The 25,613-nt window shown below is 68.0% G+C and carries 32 protein-coding genes and 2 tRNA genes; 19 read left to right on the top strand and 15 right to left on the bottom strand.

Translation table 11 applies throughout. From position 1 onward, the window contains the following. Positions 1–26: 26 nt before the first annotated feature. The 10 genes from MFF04_RS19975 to MFF04_RS19930 are packed head-to-tail and all read left to right on the top strand — an operon-like array spanning position 27 to position 8,124. Positions 27–3,347 carry a hypothetical protein gene (locus MFF04_RS19975; protein ID WP_238278467.1) on the top strand — a complete coding sequence of 1,107 codons (3,321 nt, stop codon included), beginning with the start codon at positions 27–29 and terminating at the stop codon, positions 3,345–3,347. Positions 3,348–3,355: 8 nt separating this feature from the next. After that, positions 3,356–3,721, top strand: a complete 366-nt coding sequence (locus MFF04_RS19970) for a hypothetical protein (protein ID WP_238278465.1) — start codon at positions 3,356–3,358, stop codon at positions 3,719–3,721. A 26-nt stretch (positions 3,722–3,747) separates the two neighbouring features. Beyond that, entirely contained in the window at positions 3,748–4,290 is a 543-nt protein-coding gene (locus MFF04_RS19965) for a hypothetical protein (RefSeq protein WP_238278463.1), read from the top strand. Further along, positions 4,287–4,913, top strand: coding sequence for a ribosome maturation factor RimM (locus MFF04_RS19960; protein ID WP_238278461.1), 627 nt, complete (start codon positions 4,287–4,289; stop codon positions 4,911–4,913). Before MFF04_RS19965 ends, MFF04_RS19960 begins: the two co-directional genes overlap by 4 nt. A gap of 11 nt (positions 4,914–4,924) precedes the next feature. Continuing rightward, a complete protein-coding gene (locus MFF04_RS19955; protein ID WP_238278459.1) occupies positions 4,925–5,410 on the top strand; it encodes a hypothetical protein in 486 nt (161 codons plus the stop codon). A 12-nt stretch (positions 5,411–5,422) separates the two neighbouring features. Then, complete coding sequence (locus MFF04_RS19950) at positions 5,423–5,773, top strand: hypothetical protein (protein ID WP_238278457.1); 351 nt, start codon at positions 5,423–5,425, stop codon at positions 5,771–5,773. 35 nt (positions 5,774–5,808) lie between these two features. Beyond that, positions 5,809–6,645 (top strand): hypothetical protein, encoded by an 837-nt coding sequence (locus MFF04_RS19945; RefSeq protein ID WP_238278456.1) that lies wholly within the window; start codon positions 5,809–5,811, stop codon positions 6,643–6,645. Between the two features lie 2 nt (positions 6,646–6,647). Next, positions 6,648–7,193, top strand: a complete 546-nt coding sequence (locus tag MFF04_RS19940; protein ID WP_238278454.1) for a 3TM-type holin — start codon at positions 6,648–6,650, stop codon at positions 7,191–7,193. A gap of 38 nt (positions 7,194–7,231) precedes the next feature. Beyond that, the gene (locus tag MFF04_RS19935) at positions 7,232–7,567 is read left to right on the top strand and encodes a hypothetical protein (protein ID WP_238278452.1); all 336 of its coding nucleotides are present in this window, start codon (positions 7,232–7,234) and stop codon (positions 7,565–7,567) included. Continuing rightward, positions 7,564–8,124 (top strand): hypothetical protein, encoded by a 561-nt coding sequence (locus MFF04_RS19930; RefSeq protein WP_238278450.1) that lies wholly within the window; start codon positions 7,564–7,566, stop codon positions 8,122–8,124. The genes MFF04_RS19935 and MFF04_RS19930 overlap by 4 nt, the downstream gene beginning before the upstream one ends. A 250-nt stretch (positions 8,125–8,374) precedes the next feature. On the opposite strand, the gene MFF04_RS19925 is transcribed toward MFF04_RS19930, so the two are convergent. Genes MFF04_RS19925 through MFF04_RS19910 form a run of 4 tightly spaced genes read right to left on the bottom strand, consistent with a single transcriptional unit; the run spans position 8,375 to position 9,995 of the window. Next, entirely contained in the window at positions 8,375–9,022 is a 648-nt protein-coding gene (locus MFF04_RS19925; protein ID WP_238278448.1) for a hypothetical protein, read from the bottom strand. A gap of 10 nt (positions 9,023–9,032) precedes the next feature. Next, entirely contained in the window at positions 9,033–9,302 is a 270-nt protein-coding gene (locus MFF04_RS19920) for a hypothetical protein (protein ID WP_238278446.1), read from the bottom strand. A 48-nt stretch (positions 9,303–9,350) separates the two neighbouring features. After that, the gene (locus MFF04_RS19915; RefSeq protein ID WP_238278444.1) at positions 9,351–9,740 is read right to left on the bottom strand and encodes a helix-turn-helix domain-containing protein; all 390 of its coding nucleotides are present in this window, start codon (positions 9,738–9,740) and stop codon (positions 9,351–9,353) included. Between the two features lie 12 nt (positions 9,741–9,752). Then, positions 9,753–9,995, bottom strand: a complete 243-nt coding sequence (locus tag MFF04_RS19910; RefSeq protein WP_238278442.1) for a type II toxin-antitoxin system RelE family toxin — start codon at positions 9,993–9,995, stop codon at positions 9,753–9,755. Positions 9,996–10,389: 394 nt separating this feature from the next. On the opposite strand from MFF04_RS19910, the gene MFF04_RS19905 reads away from it, so the two are divergent. Further along, positions 10,390–10,857 carry a LexA family protein gene (locus MFF04_RS19905; RefSeq protein WP_238278440.1) on the top strand — a complete coding sequence of 156 codons (468 nt, stop codon included), beginning with the start codon at positions 10,390–10,392 and terminating at the stop codon, positions 10,855–10,857. Then, complete coding sequence (locus MFF04_RS19900) at positions 10,854–12,143, top strand: Y-family DNA polymerase (protein WP_238278438.1); 1,290 nt, start codon at positions 10,854–10,856, stop codon at positions 12,141–12,143. The genes MFF04_RS19905 and MFF04_RS19900 overlap by 4 nt, the downstream gene beginning before the upstream one ends. 5 nt (positions 12,144–12,148) lie before the next feature. On the opposite strand, the gene MFF04_RS19895 is transcribed toward MFF04_RS19900, so the two are convergent. From MFF04_RS19895 to MFF04_RS19855, 9 genes are all read right to left on the bottom strand, one after another. Continuing rightward, positions 12,149–12,331 carry a hypothetical protein gene (locus MFF04_RS19895; RefSeq protein WP_238278437.1) on the bottom strand — a complete coding sequence of 61 codons (183 nt, stop codon included), beginning with the start codon at positions 12,329–12,331 and terminating at the stop codon, positions 12,149–12,151. 81 nt (positions 12,332–12,412) lie between these two features. Then, on the bottom strand, positions 12,413–12,664 hold the full coding sequence (locus MFF04_RS19890; protein ID WP_044121111.1) for a hypothetical protein: 252 nt from the start codon (positions 12,662–12,664) through the stop codon (positions 12,413–12,415). Positions 12,665–12,719: 55 nt separating this feature from the next. After that, a complete protein-coding gene (locus tag MFF04_RS19885; RefSeq protein ID WP_043854812.1) occupies positions 12,720–12,932 on the bottom strand; it encodes a hypothetical protein in 213 nt (70 codons plus the stop codon). Positions 12,933–12,962: 30 nt separating this feature from the next. Further along, entirely contained in the window at positions 12,963–13,226 is a 264-nt protein-coding gene (locus tag MFF04_RS19880; protein ID WP_238278435.1) for a hypothetical protein, read from the bottom strand. After that, positions 13,223–13,651, bottom strand: coding sequence for an SLOG family protein (locus MFF04_RS19875; RefSeq protein WP_238278433.1), 429 nt, complete (start codon positions 13,649–13,651; stop codon positions 13,223–13,225). Before MFF04_RS19875 ends, MFF04_RS19880 begins: the two co-directional genes overlap by 4 nt. Before the next feature lie 250 nt (positions 13,652–13,901). Continuing rightward, positions 13,902–14,132 (bottom strand): hypothetical protein, encoded by a 231-nt coding sequence (locus tag MFF04_RS19870; RefSeq protein ID WP_238278431.1) that lies wholly within the window; start codon positions 14,130–14,132, stop codon positions 13,902–13,904. Beyond that, positions 14,129–14,488, bottom strand: coding sequence for an XkdD/Y8K6 family phage-associated protein (locus MFF04_RS19865; protein ID WP_238278429.1), 360 nt, complete (start codon positions 14,486–14,488; stop codon positions 14,129–14,131). The genes MFF04_RS19870 and MFF04_RS19865 overlap by 4 nt, the downstream gene beginning before the upstream one ends. Continuing rightward, complete coding sequence (locus MFF04_RS19860; RefSeq protein WP_238278427.1) at positions 14,485–14,874, bottom strand: hypothetical protein; 390 nt, start codon at positions 14,872–14,874, stop codon at positions 14,485–14,487. The genes MFF04_RS19865 and MFF04_RS19860 overlap by 4 nt, the downstream gene beginning before the upstream one ends. Further along, the gene (locus MFF04_RS19855) at positions 14,874–15,290 is read right to left on the bottom strand and encodes a hypothetical protein (RefSeq protein WP_238278425.1); all 417 of its coding nucleotides are present in this window, start codon (positions 15,288–15,290) and stop codon (positions 14,874–14,876) included. The genes MFF04_RS19860 and MFF04_RS19855 overlap by 1 nt, the downstream gene beginning before the upstream one ends. A 591-nt stretch (positions 15,291–15,881) precedes the next feature. Here MFF04_RS19855 and MFF04_RS19850 point away from each other — a divergent pair. The 4 genes from MFF04_RS19850 (at position 15,882) to MFF04_RS19835 (ending at position 21,912) form a co-directional block, all read left to right on the top strand. Next, positions 15,882–16,721, top strand: coding sequence for a tyrosine-type recombinase/integrase (locus tag MFF04_RS19850; protein ID WP_306308069.1), 840 nt, complete (start codon positions 15,882–15,884; stop codon positions 16,719–16,721). 71 nt (positions 16,722–16,792) lie between these two features. After that, on the top strand, positions 16,793–20,305 hold the full coding sequence (locus MFF04_RS19845) for a GAF domain-containing protein (protein ID WP_238278423.1): 3,513 nt from the start codon (positions 16,793–16,795) through the stop codon (positions 20,303–20,305). 557 nt (positions 20,306–20,862) lie between these two features. Continuing rightward, positions 20,863–21,282: a DUF1236 domain-containing protein gene (locus MFF04_RS19840; RefSeq protein WP_238278421.1), complete on the top strand. Its 420-nt coding sequence runs from the start codon at positions 20,863–20,865 to the stop codon at positions 21,280–21,282. A gap of 387 nt (positions 21,283–21,669) precedes the next feature. Next, on the top strand, positions 21,670–21,912 hold the full coding sequence (locus MFF04_RS19835; protein ID WP_238278419.1) for a hypothetical protein: 243 nt from the start codon (positions 21,670–21,672) through the stop codon (positions 21,910–21,912). A 265-nt stretch (positions 21,913–22,177) separates the two neighbouring features. Here the strand turns inward: MFF04_RS19835 and MFF04_RS19830 are convergent, their stop codons facing one another. Beyond that, on the bottom strand, positions 22,178–23,242 hold the full coding sequence (locus MFF04_RS19830) for a spore photoproduct lyase family protein (protein WP_238278417.1): 1,065 nt from the start codon (positions 23,240–23,242) through the stop codon (positions 22,178–22,180). 167 nt (positions 23,243–23,409) lie between these two features. Next, positions 23,410–23,485 (bottom strand) — tRNA-Asn (locus MFF04_RS19825). Positions 23,486–23,685: 200 nt separating this feature from the next. Between MFF04_RS19825 and MFF04_RS19820 the strand changes: the two genes are divergently transcribed. From MFF04_RS19820 to MFF04_RS19810, 3 genes are all read left to right on the top strand, one after another. Continuing rightward, positions 23,686–23,759 (top strand) — tRNA-Cys (locus MFF04_RS19820). A gap of 461 nt (positions 23,760–24,220) precedes the next feature. Then, complete coding sequence (locus tag MFF04_RS19815; RefSeq protein WP_238278415.1) at positions 24,221–24,868, top strand: protein-L-isoaspartate O-methyltransferase family protein; 648 nt, start codon at positions 24,221–24,223, stop codon at positions 24,866–24,868. 272 nt (positions 24,869–25,140) lie between these two features. Beyond that, on the top strand, positions 25,141–25,613 hold a 473-nt coding region (locus tag MFF04_RS19810), incomplete at its 3' end, for a TolC family protein (RefSeq protein WP_238278600.1).

Here is a 25,613-nt window from a genome sequence, read left to right as displayed (position 1 = left end):
CTCCAACCGTGGCCGGACCGCCTGACATGGCGACCCTGACCGCCGTGCTCGACACGGCCGACTGGCGCCTCGCGGTCCCGCTGGCCCCGAGCGCGACCCCGGCCGACTATTCCGGAGGGCGGCTCGTGGCGGCGGTCACGGCCGTGCAGGGCGGGGCGCCGGTAGCGACGGCGGACTCGAACGACGGCTCGCTGGTGTTCGTGCCGGCGAGCGGGTCGGCGCCGGCCTACTTCACGCTCGACCTGCCGGTTGCCGCGCGGACCTTTCGCGTGAAGGCGGTCACGGCGGTGGCCGCCGACATCCTCTGGCACCCCGATCCGAACGACCCGGCGCCGGCGGACTGGCTCGGTCGCGTCCAGTTCCGTGTGCACCCCGGTTCCGGCTCCGCGGGCATCGCCCTGCCGGCCCAGGCGCCAGTGCTCATTCCTGCTCAGCCCTACGAAGGCCGGATCGCGACCGAGCCGATGGTGGTCGGGCCTCAGGGTCCGGTCGACCGCTCCTACACGGACGAGCAGGTGGCGGACCTCATTGGCGGGGCCCCCACAGGCCGGCAGACGCTCAAGGGACTGTCCGACGCGCTCACCGGCGGCGATGCGGCTGTGGCACAGGCGGCGGCGCAGGCGGATCAGGCCGTGGCCGCCGCAGCGGCGACCGATGCCACGTCGAAGGCGAACGCGGCCAAGTCGGATGCGATATCGGCGGCTGCGACAGATGCTGCGAACAAGGCCGCTGCGGCCCGCTCGGGTGCGGTCAGCGACGTAGTGGGAGGCGCCGGCACCAGCGCGAATACCCTCGCGAAGCTGGATGCGAAGAAGCCCGATACCTCCTCTCTCGGCGACGCGGCCACGAAGAACACTGGCATGGCCGCCGGCACGCTTGCGGCGGGCGATGATAGCCGGATCGTCGGTGCGACGCCAAAGGCGCGTCTCGGCATTGGTACCGCGCCCGGCGACGGCACCGCGCAGGACACACCCCTCGGCGCCGACCTGCTCGCGTGGCAGACGGCGGGCGCGACTGTCCTCGGCAACCAGTTCCCGACCATCACGGGCAAGCCGCTGCGCCTCCCCGCAGGCAGCTACCGTCTCACGACGCCGACCACGGTCCCGACGACCGGCACCGGCATGGGCGCGCTCGGCGATGGCACCTTCACGAGTCGGCTCGACGGCGTCACCTTCATCGCGAAGGACTTCCGCACCCGCTGGTCCGGCTTCTCGCTGTTCTCCAGCACCGGCGCCGTCGTTATCGGCAGGATGGGTCTCGTCTACCAGGGAGACGGCCGGCGCTTTTCCCTCGCCGATAGCCTGCATTTCCGCGACCTCGACGTCGCCATGCAGTTCGATGGCACAGGCGCGGCCGACAACCTCGTCAACATCATCTTCGAGAAGTGCAACTACGCGATCCGGATCAACGCGACGCTAGGCATCCAGGCGACCAATATCGAGGCCTTGAGCTGCTACGAGGTCGCCTACGATTTCTACGCCCTCGGCGAGGCCAAGTTCGCCAACTTCCGCAGCATCGGCGCCAAGTGCAACCTGCGCCTGCGCGGAGACACGCGCGGCCCCTGCGTCGAGAGCTACTTCCTTCAGGGCACGCTCACCAACGCCGCCAAGCGCAGCCTGCCGATCCTCGGCGTTTCGGACGACGGCAACGGCTTCGTGAAGCTGGCGCTCGCCACCAAGATCGCCTGCACGGTCGAGAACCGCGGCTCCATCTTCCTCGGCGCGGGCACCTATATCGGCTCGCGCGCCCGCGCACGGATCAGCGTCGGTCCCGAGATCGTCGGCCAAGTCGACGCCGTCACCGTCGCCGGCAGCGTGCAGCTTCTCACGGCCTCGATCCCCTTCACGACCGATCGCGGCGCGACCGCCGTCCTGATCGCGGCGAACATCAACGCGGGCACCGGAACGCACGGCTACACCGCCAAGGCGGTCGGATCGTCCGTCTCGATCGACGCGCCCCTCGCGGATGGCGCCGCCGCCAATGGCCGGTCGATCACCACCACGACGAGCGGCGGTCTGTCCTGCCCGGCGACGAACTACATCGCTCTCGTCCACGCCTCGCCGCACGGCCTCGTCTGGAACGACGACGTCTGGCTCGACACCGGCGTCATGTACGGGACCTATTGGGGCTCGTACCCGGTCCGCTACGTCGAGAGCCCGACGGTGGTCTTGGTCGAAATGCCCTACAGCGGCGCGGCATCCGGTCAGGCGTGGGTGCTGCCGCTCCTTAACGCTGGGGCGCCCGGCGCGCAGATCGCGAACACCGCCGGCGCCTTCGACAAGGGTGTCACGATCTCGTCGGCCGACGACACCACGATCACCCTCACCACGCCCTTCGCCGGCTTCCCGACGCTGCCGGCCGGTGCCTCCGTCACGATCGCCGGCTGGGACGTGATCATCGAGGCGATGGAGACCACCTCCGCGCGCGTGAACGACCACTTCTGGCACGCCGGCAACATCAACGGCCTGCTCATCAAGAGCGGCTTCAACATCAGCTTCAACAAGACCCGCCTCAAGAACCAGATCTGGATCCTGCACCGGGCAAACCCGGATCTCCGCAGTGCCCAGGTGAACTTCGACCGAGGCAGCGCCCGCGGCCGCACCTCGGACACCTACGACGACGTGCCGATCTGCGGCTCGCCGACCGGGTGGACCGACCGCTCCGGCAACGTCGACGGCAACACGACCCGGCCGGGCACTGGCTACACCTCGGTCGCCTCGCCGGCGAAGTCGCTGCCGATGATCGGCTGGGTCGCGCAGCTCATCGAGCAGCGCATCTACGAGGACCGGATCGAGTTCCGCATCCCGACCGCGACGGGCCTCGAGGTCAACACGATCAACGGCACGGGTTCCAAGTTCGGCGGCGTTACGCTGAAGGCGCTCGGCGCCGCCGTGAACGCGATTGAGATGACGGCGGGCCTCACAGGCGTGCGGGCGCTCATCAAGCAGGTCGGTGAGACGAACACGGGCCTCCAGATCGACACGGCTGGCGGCGCGATCGACCTTCGGACCGGCGGGACGCGGCAAGCCATCGTCAACAACACGACCGGGGCCGTCGCCTTCGTCGCGATCACCGGTGCGACGGGGACTTCCGGCCCCTCGATCCAGGCGCAGAGCGGTTCACTCGCCAACGCCGGCCTGCGCCTCGGCGGCTATCAGGGCGGCCCCGTCTCGGGGCTGACCCCGTTCAAGGACTTCAATTTCACCATCGCCACGAAGCCGGCCGGGTCGCTCATCGGCCCCGGCGGCCGAGGGTGGTGCTCCGACGCGGCGCCCGCGAACAATAAGGCCGCCTACGTCGACAACTCGAATGTCTGGCGGCTCTCCGCCACCGACGCGGCAATCTAGGGACCGCCATGGCCGAGACCGTGAAGATCCACCTCTACGAAGCCCTCGTCCGCTTCGACGAGGACGGGAACGCCGCTGCCCACATCCGCCGGATCAAGCGGCAGATCGGCGAGGACGGCGTTGAGGAGTTCGCCCGCGTGCTCCCGGCCGAACCGTCCGACCTGCCGGCGGTAGCCGCCGCCATCGGCGAGGAGAACGCGCGGCTCGTCGCCGAGATCGACCGCCTGACCGCCGAGAAAGCCGCACTGGAAGGGCAGATCGGTGAGGCCCTGAAGGCGGCCGAAGCTGCCGAGACGGGCCGCCTCGCCGCCCTCGCGCTGGTCTCGGCCCTCCAGGACGAGCTTTCCCATCTCGGCGCCGTCCAGGGCGTTTAGGCCCGTTCGCCTGACCGGCTCGCTCCATGCGCACCGTCCTGACTCCGCTCACACTGCCGCCGCAGGGCCCTCCCGGCGCGCCCGGCAAGGACGCGACGGCCAGGGGGTTCGGCCAGTTGCGGATCGCCGACATGCGCGTCGACCCGGAGGATGCCTTCGCCGCCGGCGTGCGGCAGCAACTCCGCTTCGTCCCCGACCCGGCGCAGACGCAGAACTTCCTGCGGCCACCCTTCACGGCGGTCGCGTGGATCGGAAACCGCCTCGTCGCCCGCCCCGGCGGCTACGGCGACTGGCAGGACATCATCGTCAACCTGCTCGTGATCCCGGCCTACGGGGGTGGGAGCATCGTCGCCGACCTCGACGTCGGAACCGGCACCCCGGTGCAGACCGCCGACTACACGCTGCGAGGCTCGGGCGTGGCCGAGCGGGTAAGCTTCCGCATGGGCATCCAGACCCTCAACGGGTTCCTCGCGAACGGCTGCGCGATCTACCTGACCGGGACGGTGCCTTTCGTGATCCAGTCCGAGGCGGTGGTCTACCTGCCGCTCAGCATGGGGCCGGGGCCGTGACAGCGATCTGGTACAGCGACGCCGACGACCGCATCGTGATCGAGGGCGCGCTCCAGACCTACGCGCCGCGCACCCTCATGGCGGTGGTGACGGACGCCGGCATCTCGGTCCGGCTGAAGGTGCGCACGACCAACGAGTTCGGGCCCTTCGCCTTCGACGACCTGACAGACGCGGCGGGCGACCGGTTCACCAGTACGGACGCGGCGCTCGCCTACCTGAACGGCGTGTTCGCACGAAAGCCGGCCATCGGCGAGATCTTCGGAATCGCGACGGTGTGCGAGGCCGACATCCTGCGGGGACAGCCGGTGGTGGTGTCCCGCGCGACCGGCCGGCTACTCCCGGCCCGCGCCGACATCTACCCGCTCGCTCTCGTCGTGGGTCTTGCCGAAGCCGACACCGCAGAGGGCTTCACGCTGCGTCCGGCCCGTGGCGCCGTCACGCTGGACGATTGGTCCGTGGTCCTCGGCGCGCCGACGCTCGCGCCCGGCCTGCCGTACTTCCTCGGCCCTGCCGGCGGCCTTACGGCCGATCCCGACCGCACCGCCGCCGCCCTGACGTGCATCGGGCTCGCCGCTTCGCCGACCACACTCGTGGTCGATCCCACCGATCCTGTCCTGCTCTGAAGGAGACGACGATGGTCCAGCGCAAACCCCTGGTGCTCGGCGACGATGGCCTGCCCCAGCAGCTTCAATCCGGCGACGCGATCTCGGTGCCGACGAACGCACCCTCGCTGCGGCCGGCCATCAACGGCGAGAGCGTCGCGATCCCGTTCGGCACGCCCGTTTACGCCTCGACCGGCACCGGCGTGAAGCGCGGGCAGGCGAACGCCAAGGCGACCGCGAAGATCATCGGGCTCGTCTACGACGCCAACGTCGCGGCGGGCGCCACGGGCAGCGTCGCGCAGGGTGGCATCCTGACCGGGACGACGGCGCAGTGGGATACGGTGGCCGGTACGACCGGCGGCCTTGCGTTCGGGACCTACTACTTCCTCGACGCGGCCAACCCCGGCAAGCTCACGGCGACCGCACCGACCACGGCCGGGCAGGTCAACGTCTGCGTCGGCTCGGCGCTCTCGTCGACCGAACTCGAGGTCGACATCGAGCTTCCGATCCTGCTCTGACGGTGACGGGCCGTGGCCATCCGCAAGCCGCTCGTCGTCGGCTCCGACGGCCTGCCGCAGCAACTCCAGGCCGCCGACACCCTCAACATCAGCGCGCGGTTTACGGCGACCGCCACCGTCCCGGCGATCGCGCTGCTCGGAACGACGAGCATCACCTTCACCGTCGTCCCGGCCATCACGGGCGACGCGCTCGCGGTCGGTGAGCCGATCGACGTCTACGCGACGGGCGCCGATCTCCCGGCCGGCCTCGTCATCGGCCAAGCCCGCGTCGTGGCCGCCAACTCGGTGAAGCTGACCCTCTACGCCATCCTCGCGCTGAGCCTCGCACAGGCCGTCGCCTTCACCGTCGTGGCGCATCGGTAGCGCCGACCTCAGTTCCTCAGACCCAAGGTGATCCCATGGCCGCTGCCCTCGACAGGCAGGCGTTCTTCGCTGCCGTGCGCGCGAAGCCCTTCGCTGGAAGCCTCACGCAGTCCCAGGTCAATGGGATGGTGGCGCTGCTCGACACCTGTCCGGTCGATCTCGGCACGGATGCCTTCGCCTACTGCCTTGCGACGGCCTTCCACGAAACCGCCCGTACGATGCTGCCGGTCAAGGAGTACGGCGGCGCGGCCTACTACCAGCGCATGTACGACATCACCGGCGAACGGCCGGCCAAGGCGCGCGAGCTCGGCAACCTGACGCCGGGCGACGGCGTGCTGTTCTGCGGCCGAGGCTACGTCCAGCTCACGGGCCGATCGAACTACCGCCGAGCCACGGGGGAGCTTCTGAACCGGGGCTACCTCGTCCGGGGCCAGGATCTCGAGATCAATCCCGACATGGCGATGGCGCCCGACGTGGCGGCGGCCGTGATGTACCTCGGGATGCAAGAGGGCTGGTTCACCGGCAAGAAGCTCGGAGACTACTTCCGGGCCGGCCTCAGCGACCCGACCGGCGCGCGGTGGATCATCAACCGCCAGGACAAGGCCGCGGCCATCGCGAGCTACTTTCGCGACTTCCAAGGTGCGCTGAAGGCGGCGGGGCATCGGCCGGGCGGGGTCGCCGCCAGCGTGCCGACGCCGCCGGTCGAGGCGAAGCCGCTCGCGCCGCCCCCATACCGGAACCCCGGCGCCGTGGCGGCTCCGGCGTCGCCAAAGCCCGTCTCGCCACCGGCCGCCGAGCCGAGCAAGCCCGGTTTCTGGGCCTCGATGCTGGCGCGGCTTCGCGGCGCCTATCCCCCGAAGAAGGAGAACTGACCATGGCCGGTGGCATCGGCGGAGCGATCGGCTCCATCATCGGCGGCATCGTGACCGGTGGCGCGGGCCCCGCGATCGGTGCCGGCATCGGCGCGGCGATCCCGAGCGTGGCGGAGATCGCCAAGGTCATCGTCGACCGCACCATCCCGGACCCGACGCAGAAGGCCGAGGCACAGCGCGAGATCGAGCAGGCGCTGACGGCGCGGGAGACGGCGCTCACCGCCGCCGTGCAGGCCCAGAACGAGCAGCAGGCCGCCATCAACCTCGCCGAGGCCCAGGGCAACGACCGCTTCTCGTCGCGCTGGCGGCCAGCCGCGGCGTGGGTCTGCGTGGCCGGGCTCGCCTACCAGTACGTGGTCGCCCCCGTCGTCACCTGGGCCGGCGCCATCGTGGGCGTCGCGCTCGACGTGGCGTTTCCGGCGCCGCCGACGCTCGCCATGAACGACCTCTGGCCGATCCTGGCCGGTCTCCTCGGCCTTGGCTTCCAGCGCACCTACGAGCGGACCACGGGTGTACCGGGCGCGATCCCCGGGGCGCCGCAGCGCTGACTCCCCTCTCGTGAGGCCAGCCGCGCGAGGGCCCGACCATGCTCGACACCCATCAGAGAGGCGGGCCGGACGACGGACCCGAGGTGACCATGCCCGATAGTGCCGGCGATCCGACGTCCCTGGTCGCCCTTCAGATCGCGCAGGCGGTCACGAACCAAAAGGTCGAAGAGGTCGGCCGCATGGTGACGGAGCTTCGAGGCGAGCTGCGGGAGCTGAAGAGCAGCTTCGCCACCAAGGCGGAGCTGAAGGCTCTTGAGGAAGAGGTCCAGGGCCTCCGCAACTGGAACAAGTGGGTCGTGCAGATCATCGGCGGGGTCATCCTGACCGCGATCCTCGGCACGATCATCATCAAGGGCGGCATTCCGCATCCATGAGCATCCTGCATCGTCCCGAGGTGCCCGATCCCGAGATCGAAGCCAGCAGCCTGATGTTCGCCCGCGCCATCGAACTCGCGCATGGGCCGTCCCGCCGCAAGCCGATGAGCGAGCGCGTCGCCAGCGTCCTCTACTGGAGCCTGATGCTGCTCGGCTTCGCGTGGATCTTCTCCATGGCCGTCGACCGTGAGCCACCCGTCCGGCAGATCAGCCGGGAGGTCGTGAACCCGAACGGACAGGTCCGCGTCGGCGAGCGCCTGCTCGTGAAGGGCAACCGCGTCCGCACGCGCCAGTGCGAGCTGACCCGGCGCTGGTGGATCATCGACGGAGCCGGCCGCCGCCTCGACTTCGAGCCCGAGCGCTTCGACGCCTACGGCGAGGTCGGCAATGAAACCGAAATCACGGGGCCGTTCATCCCGCTCGACGCCATGCCGGGCCGCGGCCGCCTCAATGGCGTGCTGGCCTACGACTGCAACCCGCTCCAGCGGGCGCTCGGCTGGTCCATCGTCGTGATGCTGCCCCCGCTGAACTTCGAGATCGTGGCGAGGGCGCCGTGAGCTGGGACGTTGCCCTCTGCGCCGGGGTCGGGATCGGCATCCTCATCGGCTACTTCGGCGCCCGCTGGCAGGGATGGCTGGATCGGGGGCCGCCTTAGCCGTCTTCACCATCTGGTATGCCAGGCCTTGGCGATCTCCTACTTTAGTCTAAGTTCCGCGCCGAACCTTCCCAAGGGTTCTTCCTGAGTGACTCAGCCCGCCCGGTTCGCCGCGGCGGGCTTTTTGCTTTGATGCAGACCGAGGCTCGAAGCTACGGCTCTGCGGAAGCGGGCATCTGAGAAGCTTGATATGCTAAAAGGAATTCATCAGCCAGATAGCGACGCTCCAACCATTCGCTTTCCGATGTTCTGCCATCAACAGCTTGCCAGCAGAGCGAGCCTCTAAGCGAAATACCGCATGGCATAATGTGTGAACGAAGACCATCAGACTTGTCATATATGTATGTTTGGTCTGCATCCCTATCGCCGAAAGCTTTGAATGCAATAGAACCCTTAATTTTAGCATCTTTTGCTATTTCGTGCTTGCACAATGCAATTCTCAAATTCTCTATCTTTCGATAAAGTCTATCAGTGCGGACGGTATGTTCCAATATATGATTTCTTTCGTTAGTATGCATAACACGCATAACTTCATATAAGTCAGCAATCCATAAAGCCGAAAGCATAGACAATGATGATACTGAACCTGAATTACCAGAATTGATATCTTCTATAAGCTCCCTTTCCATGGCGCAAATAAGCATGTCGAATTGCGATACACGCTGAAGATTAGCTACCAGCAAGGACTTTGGAAGTAGGCCGCCCAATCGGAACGATAAAATAAGCCATTCCTTCCCTCTGTTGGAAAACTCTGCCATGGATTTGGAAATGGCCAAGTCGATTAAGTTCGTAATCTTCATTTGGCAACGCTCAGCGCTTCTCTACCGGCCCCAAAACCAACGCCGTCAGCACCATGGTCCGCTTGAAGCCGCGCGAGGCGTTAGGGTCCCTGAGCACGTCCGACGCCTGCCGGTGCGCCCGCACTGATTCCGCCGGGTTCACGGCGTAGCCCGCGCCCTCGAACACGAACAGCGTCGTCGTCGGATCGACCATGTAGGCGTCGGCCGCGGCGTGAAGCTGCTCAATGCTCAGCACCTTCGCCTTGATGAGATCGCCGAGGGTCTGGGGTGCGTCGGGCATGGTCGCAGGGTACGCGGGTTGCCCGGCCGGGCAAGTGGCGGCCGCCCCTCAGTCGACGAGCCAAGCGGCCTCCACGCCGGTCGCGCTGGCGATCTGACGGCGCTGCTCGTCGGTCAGGCTGCGGCGCCCGCGCTCGATGTCGCTCAGATGCCCCTGCGAGATGCCGAGGACGGCGCAGAGCCCGGCCTGCGTCAGGCCCTTGTGCTTGCGGGCCGCGGTCACCGGCGAGTCGTGCTCGGCGACGAGCTTCACGAACCAGTGCGGAACGGTGGCGGTCCGGCCCTCGGCCTCGTCGGCGAGATGATCCTCGGCGAGGCGCGCGGTTGCACGATCCTCGGCATCCTCGTCACCGGCGCGAGCCAGAAGAGCGTCGTACGCCCGGCGGGTGAGGACGACGAGTTCTTCGCCGCCGTCGGTCTTGATGATCTGGGGCTTCATGGTCGCCTCTCCTCAGTCGTAGATGTCACGGCGATTGCCCACCGCAAAGACCTCGATCGCGTCGGCCGTCTCAATGAACAGGGCGCGGTAGTCGCCGCTCCGCAGGCGGACGCCGGGGCGGCCGACCAGCGCCTTCGTGTTGCCGGCGCCCGTCTCAGCGTAGGCCTCGACCTTCGCCAGAATGGCGAGGCGGGCGGCCTTCGGGAGCTTGCGGAGGCTCTTCAGGGCGGCGGCGGTGAAGGCGATCTGCTTCATGGCGATAATATCGCACACGCCTGCGATATTCGCAAGCGCAAATGCGATGCAGACGCGATAAAATCGCAGCTGTTGCGCCGTCCACATCCATCCACAGGGGGCTCTGCGACCTCGGCCGTTGACCCTTGCGCAACCGATCTGTTCTACATTCGTTCTCATCCGGGAGCGAGTCGATGGATATGGTGCATACGGCCGGGAGGGCCTCGGAGATCGAGCGCACCGCCGAGGTCTACCTCGCGCGCGCCGCCGGCAATCCGTCGGCAGCGCTTCGCCTCGCCATCAGGGATGCCTTGGCGGACGCGTCGACCAGAAGCCGTCGGCTTGGCAATCCCGAGTGGCGAGCCCCCAAGGGCCGTGTCCGTCCGGCACGCTCACGCACCAGGGCCTAGCCCAGATGGGCAGGGTCGCGTCCGCCTATCGCATCATCGACCCGGCCGATTTGCCTTCCGGCCTCGTGCGGGTGCCGCTCATGGGTCAGGCGCTTTGCGCGGGCTTCCCGAGCCCGGCCGACGACTTCCTCGAAGGCGCGCTGGAGTTGCCGCGCTGGCTCGTCCCGAACCCGCCGGCCACCTTCCTCTGGCAGGTCCGGGGCGACTCGATGCGCGGCGCCGGCATCTTCGACCGCGACCTCGCCTGCGTCGACCGTAGCCTCTCGCCCGTGCACGGCAGCATCGTCGTCGCCAACGTCGACGGGCAGATGTCGATCAAGCGCTTCCGCCTCGACGGCAACCGGGCCCGGCTCGCCTTCGACAACGAGGAGATGCCGGCCTTCGCCGTCGACGATGTGACGGAGGTCGAGATCTGGGGTGTGAGCCGCTTCTCGTTCCGCTGGCATCTCCCGCGGGCGGCGGCCGTGCGATGACCCGCGCCGTCGCGCTGATCGACGGCAACAGCTTCTACTGCTCCTGCGAGCGGGTGTTCGATCCGAAGCTCGACCGCGTGCCCGTGGTGGTGCTCTCGAACAACGACGGCTGCGCGATCGCCCGGACGAGCGAGGCCAAGGCGCTCGGGATCAAGATGGGCACGCCCTACTTCCAGATCCGAGAGATGTGCCGCAGCCAGGGCGTGCGGGTGTTCTCGTCGAACTACACCCTCTACGGCGACATGAGCCGGCGGACGAACGAGGTCTATCGGGGGTTCGCGCCGCGTGTGGAGATCTACTCCATCGACGAATCGTTCCTCGACCTCTCCGACGTGCGGGAGGGCGAGCGCGTCGAGCTAGCGCGGGACCTGCGCGCCACGGTGCGGGCCTGGACCGGCATCCCGACCTGCGTCGGGATCGGCCCGACAAAGACGCTGGCGAAACTGGCCAACCACATTGCCAAGAGCGTGCCAGAGCTCGGCGGGGTCTGCGATCTCACGGACGATGCCGCCTCAGCCTACTGGCTCTGCCGGGTGCATGTCGGCGAGGTCTGGGGGATCGGCCGCGCCTCGCTCGCCAAGCTCGAGGCCATGGGCGTCGACTCGGTGGCGGATCTCCGCGACCTCGACCCGCGGCCGGTGCGCAAGGCCATGACGGTGGTCGGCGAGCGCCTGATCTACGAGTTGCGCGGGTTGCCGTGCCTGCCCTTCGAAGCGCTGCCGGCGACCCGGAAGGGCTGCGCCGTGACGCGCTCGTTCTCCTCACGCATCACCGACCGAGCGCGCCTCGAGGAGGCGGTCTCGGCCCACTGCACCCGGCTCGGCGAGAAGCTGCGGCGGGAGGGCCTCGGCACCGACCACGTCACCGTCTTCTACCACACCAGCGAGCATGACCGCGGCGAGCCGATGCGCTCGATCTCGACCACGGTGCGGCTGCCGGAGGCCTCGAACGATACCCTGACCCTGATCAAGGCGGCGCGCCACGGCGTCGCCAGGACCTGGCTCGACCAGCGCGATCCGCCCTGGCGCTACTCGAAAGCGGGCGTCATCACCGTCGACCTCGTGCCGCTCGCGATGAGCCAGCGGGCACTGATCGGGCAGCTCGATCGCGAGCGCTCAGGGCCGCTGATGGCGGCGATGGACGCCTGCAACGCGCGCTTCGGCCGCGGCGCCGTGGTGCCGGCGCGCGCCGGGCTCGTCGCCAAGCGCGACTGGTCGACAAAATTCGAGATGAGGAGCCCGCGCTACACCACGCAGGTCGGCGAGTTGCCGGTGGCGGTGGCGTAGGGGGCCTACCGCGGCCTCCGCCGCTCTTCCTCGGCGACCGCCTCGACGGCCGCGATCACGTTCTCCAGTTCCGCGATCTGGCGGATGACGCTCGCCGCCGGCAGCGCGTCGACTTCGGCGGCAGCAAGGATCAGTGTGCGCTGGTGCGCCTTGAGACGCTCAAGGAGCGCGATGAGCTTGTTAGGCATTGCGGGGCTGTAACGACCATGGCCCGTGCCGGCAACGGCGACATCACCCGCCCTGACCCCTCCCGTCGCTCCTGCCCTGAGCTAGGGGGCGGGCGGGTCTGGAAGCCACTGCCAATGGGTAGGGTGCCAGCGTCTTGCAGTCTGCTCGTTGCCGCGATCGCATTCAAAAAGCCAACGCCCTTCTCCGCGAGGGCGATGATCGCCGTTGTCCCAAAACCCCGCGGCCACGTCTGCGCCATCCGTCAAGATGATCTCGGTGCCGTCTCGCGGCGCGGTTTCAACTGGCATCCATCCGGGAGCAGGCATCGGAAAGTCGATGTCGTCGTAGCTCATCGGTCTTCTCTCCTCCCACGCCGCCATGGCGGTGTTAGATCGGGGCCACCCTAGCCTAGCTGTGCAGCCGTCGAAGCGAGCGATAGATCTCGGGCTCCGGGATCGGATCGCCGGGCTTCAGAGGCTCGCCATTGCGGTGGTAGCTCTCCGGCTCAGGTCCACAGCAGGCTGCGTGCAGCGGCCCCTCGGTCACGTCCTCGTAGTAGAGGTCGCCGTCCTTCACCGGGCATTGGCAGGCGATGCAGATCGCGAATTCGTCCTCGTCCATCCTCTCCTCCTTAGATCAGGTCCCGCTTCGTCACGTCCCCGCAGGAGGGGGCGGGAGGGGCATCCAGTGAGTGGGGTAGAACGGGCCTCCCCACACGTCGCTCGGGTCGTTCCCCAGCTCGTACCAGCCCTCGTCGGGGCAATGCCGACCGCACGTCACCCATTCATCGGCCACGGCAAGAAGGATCGCCACGCCATCCGTCGGCGCTGTCTCGATAGGGTGCCATCGCTGGACGTGACCGATGACGGTCGCCGGCAGCGGCGGGAAGGAGAAGTCGTCGGGGAGATCGCTCATGGCGTCTTCTCCTCCACGATCTCGACCGGGATGCCGGCAGCCCGAGCCTTGCGGATCATGTCAGCGGTGCCCTTGCCGCCAGGGAAGGCGATCACGAGGTCGGGCTTGCCCTCGGCGATCATGCGGGCGTTGCGGTTCGGTCCCGCCGCCTTGTCGAGGCCGCCGGCTCGGCCGTTCGGATACCAATTGGCAGGATAGGGCTCGTCGGACACGCCGTTGTGCTTGGCCCAGCGGCGCGCGAACTCGTCTGCCCCGGCGGCGGCCCCATGGATGACGACGCTTGGCCGTTCGCGTTCGGATAGCGTCCGGTTGAGGCGCGCGATCTGATCCTCGGCACGCTGGCGAGCATAATGGCCCCAGGGTGCCCGGATGAGGTCACGAGGGACGACACCGTAGTCACGCCCTCCGCAGACGAGGACCCTCACGGCTTGCCTCCCCCGCGCTCGACCGGGATGGGGGATGAAGGGGAGGCGGGGTCTGGCGTCCACTGAGTGCCAGGACCCCCCTCAATGACGCCGAAGAACCACCGCCCGAACTGGACGCCATGGATGCGACGCCAGCGAAGGTGCGTCGGCGTCTTCAGGGAAGGCAGAGAAACCGGTAGCCCTTCACCGCCGAACCGGAACCAGTAGAGGCGCGGCCAGGGGTCAGGGTTCTTCGGAACCGAATGCTCCCTCATCGTCCGTCCTCCGGCTCCGAGGGGGTGAGGTCTTCCGTGTCGGCTCGCTGAACGACCGTCAGTTTGTCCTCAGTCGCCACCACGACGAGCGTACCGCCGTTGGCGATCACGTCATCTAAGGCCGCATGAAGGATCAGGTCGCGGGCCTTGGGCAGGGGAAAGATGCCGGAGTCCTTGAGCGCGCTGAACCGCTTGCGGTCGATCTCCCATTGCATGATCGCCGTCATTTCTTGCCTCCCGTATCCGGTGTGGAGGGGGTGGGGTCGGCCTTTGCGGCGACCGCCATCCATTCGTGTATGGCCTGACATTTGGCGGGATCGACACCGGCGGCGCGGTAGGCTTCAGCGAGTTTGATTGCGAGATGCTTTCCCGCTGGAAGCATCTCGAATGCTGCTGCCATCAAGTGAGCATTGGCAACTGCCTCTGCGTTTTCAATTGCTTTGTGGCTCCGAAGGACGGCGGGACTACGTACGGCCCCCGTCCAGGCTAGAGTGATCGGGAGACCATCGTGGATCACGCCGATGTTTGCGCCATTGCCACAATTCTCGAACAGAACGGTCCATGGTCCGGAAGTGGTGCTCACTGAAGGTCTCCCTCAGTCGCCAAGAGCGGAGGCCGCCGCTGCGCCGCGTAGATGCCGGCGACATAGCCGAGCATGTAGTTCATGACCGTTTCCCGGCTTTCCGCGCCGAGGTTGAAGATCGACACGCCTTCCCGCGTGAAGCAGTTGATGACCTGCCACTCGCCATGGCAGTCGGCGTAGAGCGAGTAGATCAGGAACGAAATTGGTGGCCGCCCACGAACGGCATCGAAGAAGCCACGTGGATGTCTCTGCGTATAGGTGAGGACAATCCAGTCCTCCCCAGTCACTTGGCGAAGCTCTTGGAGAAGGTCGTCGCATTCTTTATCGCCCGGAACCGTTCGACCGCGCTCCACGCGATCCTGCGATAGGCAAACTAAGGCGGGCATCACTCATGTCCTTGAACGCTGAAGACAGTGAAGCGTACGGGGCCAGACACGGCCAAGCGCGCTGCGGCGACCTCGGCAGGATGCTCAGTGCGCCACTCCTCCCAGCTCGGCGCGCTGAGCTTATGCTCAAGCCACTCCGGCACGTCGGGCTTTTGCGGAAAGGGCTCGCGCTCGTGGTAGCAAGCCTCACAGAGCTGTGGCCTTCCGGGGTGCTCTGACCGTCGGCCACTCATGAACAGGTGCGAGCCGCAGAAATGCAGGCCGCAGCCGTGCTCACCGCCATAGGGATCACCGCCGCAGATGTGCGCTAGCCCGCGGTCGATCTCCGCGTCGCATCCGGGATGATCACACTTCGCGGGAACGCCGTAGCCGACATCGCGGCTCAGGCGGTCGTCGTATCCGACAGCCCAGCCCATCACCCACCTCCCTGAACGCTGGAGGCGGGGGAGGGGACGAGCGGGGCCGTTGGCTCTGCGAGTACGACGAAGGGTACGTTGCGCCACTCGCGCTCGCCGTGGTTTTCGCACGCCCACTCTTGCTGAAGAGCCGGGGGTATGCAGGGCGTGTTCGCTTTAGCGGCATAGCGCAGTCGGCCGGTGGGCTTCCACGCGTGCACCACGGCCTCGAAGCCTATGGGGCCAAGGTCCCCGCTCATCGGACGCCTTCCTGGAAGGGGAGGGCGGGATACAAAATGGGATACATCAGAGGGGAGGGCGCCCCCGTATATCCCTGTAATCTCAATCCGCTAGCCCTGCCCCTACCGGGCAGGCGACGGACACCCCTTCCGCCAGTTCCACAGCCGCCGCTCGCCGCCAACCATCGATAAGCCGCTGACGGCAAAGCAGAAAGCAATCCCCGCTATCCCGTAGGCGACCGCTGGCTTTCGCCCATGACCGAGCCCTACATTGTGGGTAAGGTTGGGGGACGGCACCTTCCCCATGGGCAAGCTGACCGCGCTGTCGGTCACCCGCACGAAGGCCGCCGGCATGTAAGGCGACGGTGAAGGCCTGTGGCTTGAGGTGACCGCCCGCGGCGCGAAGTCGTGGATACTCCGGTTCATGCTCCAGGGCCGTGCCCGCGAGATGGGCTTGGGGTCGGCCTCGCTGTTCACCCTGGCCGAAGCGCGCGAGCGGGCGGCAGGCTTCCGTAGGATGCTCGCGGACGGCATCGACCCAATCGAAGCACGCAAGACCGAGAAGGCGCGCAAGGACCTCGACACCGCCGGCGCCATGACCTTCGACCAGTGTGCTGCCGCCTACATCGAGGCGCACAAGGCCGGCTGGCGCAACGCCAAGCACGCGGCGCAGTGGACTGCGACCCTGGATACCTACGCCTCAACCGTCTTCGGCAAGCTGCCGGTCGCGGATGTCGATACGACCCTCGTCCTGAAGGTGCTGGAGCCGATTTGGGCGAGCGAGACTGAAACTGCGACGCGCGTGCGTGGTCGGATCGAGAGTGTGCTGGATTGGGCGCGCACCCGCGGTTACCGCGAGGGCGAGAACCCCGCCCGGTGGAAGGGCCATCTGTCCAACCTGCTCGCCAAGCGATCCAAGGTCGCGAAGGTGCAGCACCATGCGGCCCTTCCGTTCGCTGAGGTGCCGGCGTTCGCCAAAGCCCTCGCCGAACAGCCCGGCGTCGTTGCGAAGGCGCTGGCCTTCACGATCCTGACGGCAGCGCGGACGGGCGAGACCATCGGCGCGACCTGGGCCGGGATCGATCTGTCCGCGAAGGTCTGGACGATACCGGCCGAGCGTATGAAGGCCGGAGCCGAGCACCGCGTGCCGGGCCGGGCCGGGCGACTTCGCTGCGTAGTCTCCTTTTGCCACTGCGGCAGCAGCGCATCCTAAGGCTGCTGCCGCAGGCGATTGATTAGGCAGCATCGGACCAAGCTGGTATCGGAGAGCGAAGGAGGATCTCCGTGCCTACCTCAGCCGCAGCCTACACCGGTTCGTCTGATCACGATGGGAAGGAACGGCTGTCCCATGTCTTGAACGCGAGCGAGCGCCTGGTCACCGCGAGGTCGATGGACGAGGTGGTCGACGTGCTGCGCGAGACCGCGCGCGTGACCGTTGGTGCACAGGGCGTCGCCGTCATCGTCAACGACGGCGGCCGATGTGCGTATGTCGCTGAGGACGCCGTGTCACCGTTATGGCAGGGCCAGACGTTCCCTGCTGATGCCTGCATCTCGGGCTGGGCGATGCGCCACGGCAAGACGGTCTTGATCAGCGACGTCCGGCTTGATCCACGCGTTCCTCAGGAGGCCTATGCGCGAACCTTCGTGCGCAGTCTCGTCATGGTCCCTATCGGTCGGCCGACGCCGGTCGCGGCGCTCGGGGCCTATTGGGCCGATGTCGTCGAGCACGATCAGGCGACCGTCGAACGTCTGGAAAGCCTGGGTCGCTTGGCGACCATCGCCATCGAGAACGCGCGCTTGGCGCAGGCGCGCGATCGGGCGGCGGCGCTCGGTGCAGCACAGAACCGCATCCTGGAACTCGCCGTGCAGGAGGCTCCTTCCCGCCTGACGCTGGAAGCGATCGTGCGCGAGGTCGAGGGGCTGTCCGCATCGGGGCTGCTCGGGAGCATCCTCCTGCTGGACGAGGACGGCCGCCACCTGCGCCACGGTGCAGGCCCGAGCCTGCCCGACGCCTACAACGATGCGATCGACGGAATCGCGATCGGTCCGAGCGTCGGCTCATGCGGTACGGCCGCGTTCCGGAACGAGCCGGTGTTCGTCTCCGACATCGCGTCCGATCTCCTTTGGGAGGATTTCCGCGAGTTGGCGCTCGGGCACGCTCTGCGAGCCTGCTGGTCGATCCCCATCCGCTCCTCGCAGGGCGCGGTGCTCGGGACGTTCGCCCTGTACCATCGCGAACCACGCGAGCCACAGCCCGCAGACCTCGAGATCGTCGACTTTGTCGTCCGCACGGCCGGGCTGGTCGTGGAGCGGGTCGGAGCCGAGGCCAAGGTCCGTACAAGCGAGGCGCGCTATCGCCAGATCGTCGAGGGCGCCGAAGATTTCGCGATCATCACCTTCGACGGGGACGGGATCCTCACGGGCTGGAACAGCGGGGCCGAGCGCATCGTCGGACATCGTGCCGACGACGTGATCGGCACCAGGGGCGACTTCTTCTATACGGACCATGACCGGGCCGACGGCGTTTTCGACCGGGAGATCGAGCGTGCCCGCGAGCGAGGTCGGGCGGTCAATGAGCGCTGGCACGTCCGCAAGGACGGTTCCCTTTTCTGGGGCTCCGGCCTGTTGATGCCGCTCGCCATGGACCACGGCGGCTACGTGAAAATCTTTCGCGACCGCACCGCCGAACACGAAGCAGAAGCTGCTCTGCGCGAAAGCGAGGCGCGGCTGCGCTTCTTCGACGAGCTCGATGCCCGCCTGTTCGGAGCCCGACAGGCGTCGGACGCCATGCTCGCCGCGACCGAGTTGCTGGGACGGAAACTCGGAGTGTCTCGGTGCGCCTACGCTGACGTCGACACCGATAGCGATCGCTTCTGGATCCGCAGCGACTACAATGCCCCCGGCATCGCGAGCTCCACCGGCACCTACAGTCTCGACCTCTTCGGGCCACGCGCTGCCGCCGACATGCGGGCCGGGCGGACGCTGATCGTGCGTGACGTCGCTGGCGAAGTCGGCGCGGGTGAGGGCCGCGAGATGTTCCAGGCCATCGGCATCGGCGCAATCGTCTGCTGCCCGCTCGTCAAGGACGGGCGGCTGGCGGCGATGATGGCGGTCCACCAGGACCGACCTCGTAATTGGGAGCCTAGCGAGGTCACACTCATACGGGAGGTCGTCGAACGATGCTGGGCCCATGTCGAGCGGGTCGGTGCCGAAGCGCGCCTGCGCGAGAGCGAGGAAAGGCTACGTCTCGCCGTCGACAACGCCGACGTGGGATTCTGGGACGTCGACGTCGTCAACGACATCCTGATCTGGCCGCCGCGGACCAAGGCCATGTTCGGCATCTCGGCCGAGGTGCCGGTGACCATGCGGGACTTCTACGACGGCTTGCACCCGGACGACCGCGACGCGACGAGCGCCGCCTACGCGGCTGCAGCGGACCCGGAGCGGCGTGCGCTCTACGATGTCGATTACCGTACGGTCGGGAAGGAGGACGGCATCGTCCGGTGGGTGGCTGCGAAGGGACGCGGTGTGTTTGATGCCGCGGGACGCTGCCTTCGGGTGGCTGGGACCGCCGTTGAGATCACGGCCCGCAAGGCGGCCGAGGAGGCCTTGCGCGAGCTCAACGCGACGCTGGAGACACGGATCGCCAAAGCCATCGCCGATCGAGAGGAGGCTCAAGAAGCGCTGCGGCAGAGTCAGAAGATGGAAGCAATGGGACAGCTCACGGGAGGCGTCGCTCACGACTTCAACAACCTCCTCACCCCGATCGTCGGGGTGCTCGACATGCTCCAGCGAAGGAACGTCGGCGGCGAGCGGGAGCAGCGCCTCATTGCCGGCGCTGCTCAATCGGCCGAACGCGCGAAGACGCTCGTGCAACGCCTTCTTGCCTTCGCTCGCCGTCAACCTCTCCAGGCCGTGCCGGTCGACGTTGCGAAGCTCGTGACCGGCATGGGCGAGCTCGTCGCCAGCACGACGGGGCCGCAGATCAAAGTGGTGGTCAGCGCGCCCGACGATCTGCCGCCGGCGGTCGCTGACGCGAACCAGCTGGAGATGGCGCTTCTGAACCTCTCAGTGAACGCGCGCGACGCCATGCCCGAGGGCGGCACCCTGCGCATCTCCGCTAGTGCCGAGTCGATCCGTCCCGGCCACCGCTCGAATCTTCCGGCTGGTCACTACATCTGCCTGTCCGTCGCCGACACCGGCGCCGGCATGGACGCGGCGACGCTCGCCCGTGCGGTCGAGCCGTTCTTCTCGACGAAGGGCATCGGAAAGGGCACCGGCCTCGGTCTCTCCATGGTCCACGGCCTGGCGTCGCAACTGAACGGGGCGCTCACCATTCAGAGCCGCCCGAACCTGGGCACCAACGTCGAGCTTTGGTTGCCGCGCAGCATGCTCCTGCCTGTCGCGGAGACGCGCGGGGTCGAAGCGTCAGAGGGGCAGGCTGCCCAAGGCACTGTCCTACTGGTGGACGATGAGGAGTTGGTCCGCGCCAGCACGGCGGACATGCTCGCGGACCTTGGATACACCGTGGTCGAGGCCGCTTCCGGCGAGCAGGCTATGCAACTGCTGGACAGCGGGCTGAAGTTCGATGTCCTCGTCACGGACCACCTGATGCCTGGTGTCAGCGGAACGGACCTCGCTGGCATTGTCCGTACATCGCGACCCGGTACTACGATCCTGCTGGTCTCGGGCTACGCAGAGCGCGAAGGGCTCGATCCCGATCTGCCCCGCCTCACCAAGCCCTTCCGGAAAGCCGATCTCGCCGCGAGCCTCTCTCGATTCAGCAGCGAGGCTTAGAGCGCGCTGACCGAGTTCGGGATTGGACGAGCGTCGCCATCGTTCCCGTTGGACGGCGACCTATCTGCCACTGCCAGCATCCGAACCGTCGAAGTGTGTCATCGCGCAACGGCGCGATGAGCGTTGTTGGCTAGCGCCCGGCGGCAGGCATCCAGTTGCCCAAGTCTGTCGCCCCTTGTTGACCTATTGCGAGCTACAGAGATTATTAGATCCTAGCGTCATTCGGCCTTTCCAACCGAGCACTGCACGCGAGACCAGTACCTTCCCCCGTCTTAGCTACGTAGACGCTCCTGCTGTTCACGGCGAAGAGCGTGCGTGTCAGAGCGTAATCTGGCGGTGACGCATGGCGCCCATCTCCGCCCCAATCTGCTCACGGGGTGGGGGGCATCCGATCTCACCAGCGAGGGTAGATACGCAACGCGGCCTTGGACGGATGATGGACCGGGACTGTTAGCTGGGCGTGTGGATGCGGCAATGACCGCCTGTCCCGGCACGGGATACGCGGTATGAGAGGGCTGCCGCACCGCTTTCCGGGTGATGGTGATGGAGCGGGATGAATGGGCAAGCTGCTGATCTACGCGGCCTCGCTGGCAGTCGGCACAATCGCGTTGACTGGCCCGACGTTCAGCCAAGGGCTTGTTCGCGGCGCCGAAGATGGCGCGGCACGCGGCGACTCGGTCGCAGGGCCCCTCGGCGCTGTGGTGGGCGGCGCAATCGGGGCAGCGGTCGGCACTGCCAACGGCATCCTTGGCATCGACCGTCGGGATCGCTTCCGCATTTACGCTCTCGGCGAAAGGCGCCCCTCGTTCTCCTACCGAGGCCAGCTTCGGGTAGGCACGGTTCTGCCGGCCGACGGTGTCGTCTACTACGATGTTCCGCCCGAGTTCGCCTTGCCGAATTACAACTACACCGTCGTGAACGATCACCCGGTCCTGGTCGAGCCGGGCACGAGGCGGGTGGTCGAGATCATCGACTGAGACGAAAAAGCCCGCCGCGGCGAACCGGGCGGGCTGAGTAGGTCTGGAAGGGCGGAGTGCGTCGCAGGAATCGTGCCGGCCTATGGCGGCGGCCGGTCGAGCTATCCCTGCCAGCGGGCGCCTATGAAGCCGATCAGGATGCCGCTCGATCCCGCCGCAGAGACCGGCGCTCGGCCTCGGTAAGGTTGCCAACGCATCCTCGATTGCCTGAACGAGCGCGGCCCAGGCATCACCCCGCGCGGCCTGATGGTAGCGGAGTGCAATCGTCTCGGCCTCGGTGAGCCGGTAGCCCGTCGCTTCCTGCGCGCTTGCCATGTCCGACCCTCGCCCGTGAGAACAGGACGAGAACGACCGCATGGTCCGCAACCGTCAACGGAGCCGGATGGCGTGAATTTGGGCTTGTGTGGATGGGGCTGCTTTCGCTCCGCGCTGAAGCTCGCCTGGAGCGCGGCTCGCATCACCCTCGTCGCCAAGCACACTGCCGACGAGCTGCGCGGCTTCATCGCCGATCTGAAGCAGCCGTATCACGCGGTCGGCCTCTCGACCTCCTATGCCCTCAGCGGCGCGGCTCAGGGTAACATCCTCACCGCCGCAGGCCTCGTGCTGCTGCACATCTTCGCTCGGGCCTGACGCGTCATCCGGTGCAAGAACGGCATCTAACTCGTTCCGCGCTTGGGTGCCCGAAAAGCTGCGTGAGGCGGTCCCAGGGGGCCGTAGCGGGCAGAAGTGGATTGCCCTCGGGACGGCTGACAGGGCCGAAGCAGTACGCCAGCGACATTCCCTTGGCGAACAGCGACGCGGCCTCCCGCGACGCTCGCGGCCCCGCTTGCGAGGCCGGACCCGCCCCCTGCCGGCGGCTGCGCGCCAGCCCAGGGGGCTGATGTGGCGGCGCCCGTCAGAAGGCGTAGCGCACCGCGCAGTACGGGATCAGGGCCTCGCGCCAGGCGAGGAGCTGGTCGAGCCAGCGCCGCTTCCAGGCGCGCCGGTAGCGCAGGTTCTCCATCCCGCCTTGGCTGACCTTCGCCTCCTGGAGGTCCGGGCGCCACAGCCAGTCCTCGGCCTTCGGGTGCCAGGCGAGGTTGACCTCGTGGAGGCCGGCATTGTGCGTGAGCATGATGATCTCGCACTTGAGCTGGGCCTTGGCCGCCGGGGTCAGCGTGTCGTCGATCTCGCGGAACAGGGCCCGCCACTCGGGCTCCCAGCCCTCGTGCACGATCACGGGGCTGAAGTTGACGTGGACCTCGTAGCCCGCCGCCACGAAGTCGTTGATCGCCGCGATCCGCTCCGACATCGGCGAGGTCCGCACGTCGACGACCCGCGCCATCGCCTCCGGCATCAGGGAGAAGCGCACCCGGGTGCGCCCGCGGGGCTCGTAGGCGAGGAGGTCGCGGTTGACGAGCTTCGTGGCGAAGGAGCCCTTGGCGCCGGGGATGTCCCGGAAGGCGGCCACGAGGTCGCGCACGTTGTTGGAGACGGCGGCGTCGAGGGAGAGGTCGCCGTTCTCGCCGAGGTCGTAGACCCAGTCAGCGGGATCGACGGTGTTCGGCTCCGGCTTGGGCCCGAGCCGCGCGGCGTGCCGTCCGATCGCGCCCGCGATCGCCTCGACGTTCACGAACACGCTGACCGGGTTCGCGTAGCCCTTGCGGCGGGGCACGTAGCAGTAGGCGCAGGCCATCGCGCAGCCGTTCGAGGAGGAGGGCGCGATGAAGTCCGCCGAGCGGCCGTTGGGGCGCATGGCGAGCCCCTTCTTGACGCCGAGCACCAGGGTCTCGCGCTTCACGCGCAGCCAGTCGGCGGCGTCCGCGCCTTCCCGCAGCTCCGGGATGCGCCAATGGCTCTCGACCTCGATCGTCTCCGCCTGCGGGAAGCGGGCGAGCACCTCCCGGCCCCGCGCATAGTCGCGCACGGCCGGCTCGAGATAGATCCGCCTCGGGTCGATGAGCGTCCGGGGAAGCGCCATCGCGGTGATGTGGCGGGGCCGGCGGCGAAGGGAAGGCGCCGCGCGCCGATCTCCACCGCATCCCGCGGCCGGTGCCGCCCGGACGGGACCACGCAGGCCTAGACGGATCGTCCGCGCACGCGCGAATCTGCGGTGCTCGGTCGGCGCTGCGGTCCGGAGAAGGTGGCTGGCTCCCCGAGCAGGACTCGAACCTGCGACAAAGCGATTAACAGTCGCTTGCTCTACCAACTGAGCTATCGGGGATCACGGCGCGTCCTCTACACACCGGCGCCGGGCAGCGCAAGGCCGGGCCGAGGCGGGCATGACGATTTCGTCATGCCGCCGGGGATCGGCGGCGCGGCGCGCGAAAGGCCGTTGCCCCGGGCCGTCCGCCTCTGATAGAGACCCGCTCCCGGTCTCCTCCGCCAGAGGCCGGACCCGTTCGCCCACCGGGCGCGGGGAGAGGCCTCGTGGCGGAGTGGTTACGCAGAGGACTGCAAATCCTTGCACCCCGGTTCGATTCCGGGCGAGGCCTCCATCGTCTCTCGATTCTCCACCCTCAGGGCCGAGCCCGCCTCCGGTGCGCAGAGCCCGGCCGACGGTCCGGGACGCGGCGGACGTCCGTCCTCTCCGGGCGACCTGCTCCGCCCGGGCGATCGCCTTCTCGACCCACGCCTTTCCGTCCTCGCCGCCCCAGGGCAGCCGGGCGATGTATCCGGCGGAGGGCTTCTCGCCGTCCCCCCAGTTCTTTCCGCGCGTGTCGACCTCGTGGCGGGGGAAAGAGGACGCCCTCCGCCGGCAGGGATGGCGCGCCCCGGAGGTTATGGCGTCGGGCCGCGGCGTTGACGAAGCCTTAACCGGCGCGCGGGCGGCGGAGAGGGTGTTGCGGGCCGATCCTTGCCTTTTGCCGGGTGATCCACGACAAACCGGCCGCTCCACGGCCCCGCTCGCGAGGCCGGCGACAGGGCCGCGGCGCTCAAGGACGGAACGGACGGCACCATGCTCGATTACGCGCAGGCGCGACGCCTCATGGTCGATTGTCAGCTTCGGACCTTCGACGTCAACGATGTCACCGTCCTCGACGCGTTCGACGCCGTCCCCCGCGAGCGCTTCGTGCCGCAGGGGCAGGAGGATTTCGCCTATACCGACCGCAGCGTGCCCCTCGGGGGCGGCGAGGCGCGGGTGGTGCCCGCGCCGATGCTGCTCGCCCGGATGGTCCAGGCGCTCTCGGTCAGGCCGGGGACCCGTGCCCTCGATGTCGGCGCCGGCTACGGCTACGGCGCGGCCCTGCTCGCCCGGCTCGGTGCGCGGGTGACGGCGCTCGAATCGGTGCCGGCCCTGGCGGGCGCCGCGCGGGAGCGCCTCGACGGGCTCGCCGAGGTGGTCGAGGGCCCGCTCGCCGCGGGCGCTCCCTCGCAGGCGCCCTTCGACGCGATCCTCGTCGAGGGCCGGGTCGAGACGCGGCCGCAGGCGCTTCTCGACCAGCTCGCCGATGGCGGCCGGCTCGTCTGCGTCCTCGGCGCCGACCGGGCGGCCAAGGCCACCCTCTACGTGCGCGCCGGCGAGGCGGTGGGTGCCCGCCCGCTCTTCGACGCGAGCCTGCCCGCGCTTCCCGCCTTCGCGGCGGAGACCGGCTTCTCCTTCTGAGGGGAGCCCGGAGCGGGGCGGCCTTGAGGGAGTGTCGCCTTTTTGCTCCACCCGCCGGCGATTCGTCCGCCTCGGCAGGACTCCCCCGGGACGGGGGCTTAAAGCCCCGTTAAAGTTTCCGCAGGGCGGGCTTCGTCCCGGATCGCGCGCAGCGTCGCGCTCGGCCGTCCCCGAAAGGGGCGGCGTCCGGTTCGTTCGAGAAACCGCAAGGGCTGAGTGACGTGAGAGATCTTCGATCCGCGACGGCACGCAAGCGGACGGCCCATGGGCGTCTGCTCACCGGCCTCGCGCTTGCAACCGGCCTGTCGGCGGGCGCCCCGGCCTCGGCGGAGACGCTCGAGAGCGCCCTGGCGCGGGCCTATGCGGGCAACCCGCAGCTCAACGCCGGCCGGGCCGGCGTGCGCGCCTCCGACGAGAACGTCGCCGCGGCGCAGGCCGGCTACCGGCCGACCGTCAGCGTCGAGGCGGATATCGGCGTGCAGAAGTTCGAGGGCCGCATCTCGGGCGCGCAGGTCAACCAGACGACGCTGCCGGGCGGCGCCGGCATCACCGTCAACCAGACCCTGTTCAACGGCTTCCAGACCGACAACACCGTCCGCCGCTTCGAGTCGACCGTCTACAGCCAGCGCGAGGGCCTTCGTACGACCGAGATGACCGTGCTCTACAGCGCGGTCCAAGCCTACATGGCCGTGCTGTCCGACACCGCCACGCTGGAGCTGCGCCGCAACAACGTCGAGGTGCTGGA

Source organism: Methylobacterium jeotgali, assembly GCF_022179345.1.
Classification (GTDB): domain Bacteria; phylum Pseudomonadota; class Alphaproteobacteria; order Rhizobiales; family Beijerinckiaceae; genus Methylobacterium; species Methylobacterium jeotgali.
Note: the sequence above shows the minus strand (reverse complement) of the source record. Positions and strands in the feature narration are given on the sequence as shown.

Bases quoted from the DNA above. Each gene is read 5' to 3' on its own strand.
- MFF04_RS19975 (WP_238278467.1), top strand. From the start codon at position 27: ATGGCGACCCTGACCGCCGTGCTCGACACGGCCGACTGGCGCCTCGCG.
- MFF04_RS19970 (WP_238278465.1), top strand. From the start codon at position 3,356: ATGGCCGAGACCGTGAAGATCCACCTCTACGAAGCCCTCGTCCGCTTC.
- MFF04_RS19965 (WP_238278463.1), top strand. From the start codon at position 3,748: ATGCGCACCGTCCTGACTCCGCTCACACTGCCGCCGCAGGGCCCTCCC.
- MFF04_RS19955 (WP_238278459.1), top strand. From the start codon at position 4,925: ATGGTCCAGCGCAAACCCCTGGTGCTCGGCGACGATGGCCTGCCCCAG.
- MFF04_RS19945 (WP_238278456.1), top strand. From the start codon at position 5,809: ATGGCCGCTGCCCTCGACAGGCAGGCGTTCTTCGCTGCCGTGCGCGCG.
- MFF04_RS19940 (WP_238278454.1), top strand. From the start codon at position 6,648: ATGGCCGGTGGCATCGGCGGAGCGATCGGCTCCATCATCGGCGGCATC.
- MFF04_RS19935 (WP_238278452.1), top strand. From the start codon at position 7,232: ATGCTCGACACCCATCAGAGAGGCGGGCCGGACGACGGACCCGAGGTG.
- MFF04_RS19930 (WP_238278450.1), top strand. From the start codon at position 7,564: ATGAGCATCCTGCATCGTCCCGAGGTGCCCGATCCCGAGATCGAAGCC.
- MFF04_RS19925 (WP_238278448.1), bottom strand. From the start codon at position 9,022: ATGAAGATTACGAACTTAATCGACTTGGCCATTTCCAAATCCATGGCA.
- MFF04_RS19920 (WP_238278446.1), bottom strand. From the start codon at position 9,302: ATGCCCGACGCACCCCAGACCCTCGGCGATCTCATCAAGGCGAAGGTG.
- MFF04_RS19915 (WP_238278444.1), bottom strand. From the start codon at position 9,740: ATGAAGCCCCAGATCATCAAGACCGACGGCGGCGAAGAACTCGTCGTC.
- MFF04_RS19910 (WP_238278442.1), bottom strand. From the start codon at position 9,995: ATGAAGCAGATCGCCTTCACCGCCGCCGCCCTGAAGAGCCTCCGCAAG.
- MFF04_RS19905 (WP_238278440.1), top strand. From the start codon at position 10,390: ATGGGCAGGGTCGCGTCCGCCTATCGCATCATCGACCCGGCCGATTTG.
- MFF04_RS19900 (WP_238278438.1), top strand. From the start codon at position 10,854: ATGACCCGCGCCGTCGCGCTGATCGACGGCAACAGCTTCTACTGCTCC.
- MFF04_RS19895 (WP_238278437.1), bottom strand. From the start codon at position 12,331: ATGCCTAACAAGCTCATCGCGCTCCTTGAGCGTCTCAAGGCGCACCAG.
- MFF04_RS19890 (WP_044121111.1), bottom strand. From the start codon at position 12,664: ATGAGCTACGACGACATCGACTTTCCGATGCCTGCTCCCGGATGGATG.
- MFF04_RS19885 (WP_043854812.1), bottom strand. From the start codon at position 12,932: ATGGACGAGGACGAATTCGCGATCTGCATCGCCTGCCAATGCCCGGTG.
- MFF04_RS19880 (WP_238278435.1), bottom strand. From the start codon at position 13,226: ATGAGCGATCTCCCCGACGACTTCTCCTTCCCGCCGCTGCCGGCGACC.
- MFF04_RS19870 (WP_238278431.1), bottom strand. From the start codon at position 14,132: ATGACGGCGATCATGCAATGGGAGATCGACCGCAAGCGGTTCAGCGCG.
- MFF04_RS19860 (WP_238278427.1), bottom strand. From the start codon at position 14,874: ATGCCCGCCTTAGTTTGCCTATCGCAGGATCGCGTGGAGCGCGGTCGA.
- MFF04_RS19855 (WP_238278425.1), bottom strand. From the start codon at position 15,290: ATGGGCTGGGCTGTCGGATACGACGACCGCCTGAGCCGCGATGTCGGC.
- MFF04_RS19840 (WP_238278421.1), top strand. From the start codon at position 20,863: ATGGGCAAGCTGCTGATCTACGCGGCCTCGCTGGCAGTCGGCACAATC.
- MFF04_RS19830 (WP_238278417.1), bottom strand. From the start codon at position 23,242: ATGGCGCTTCCCCGGACGCTCATCGACCCGAGGCGGATCTATCTCGAG.
- MFF04_RS19815 (WP_238278415.1), top strand. From the start codon at position 24,221: ATGCTCGATTACGCGCAGGCGCGACGCCTCATGGTCGATTGTCAGCTT.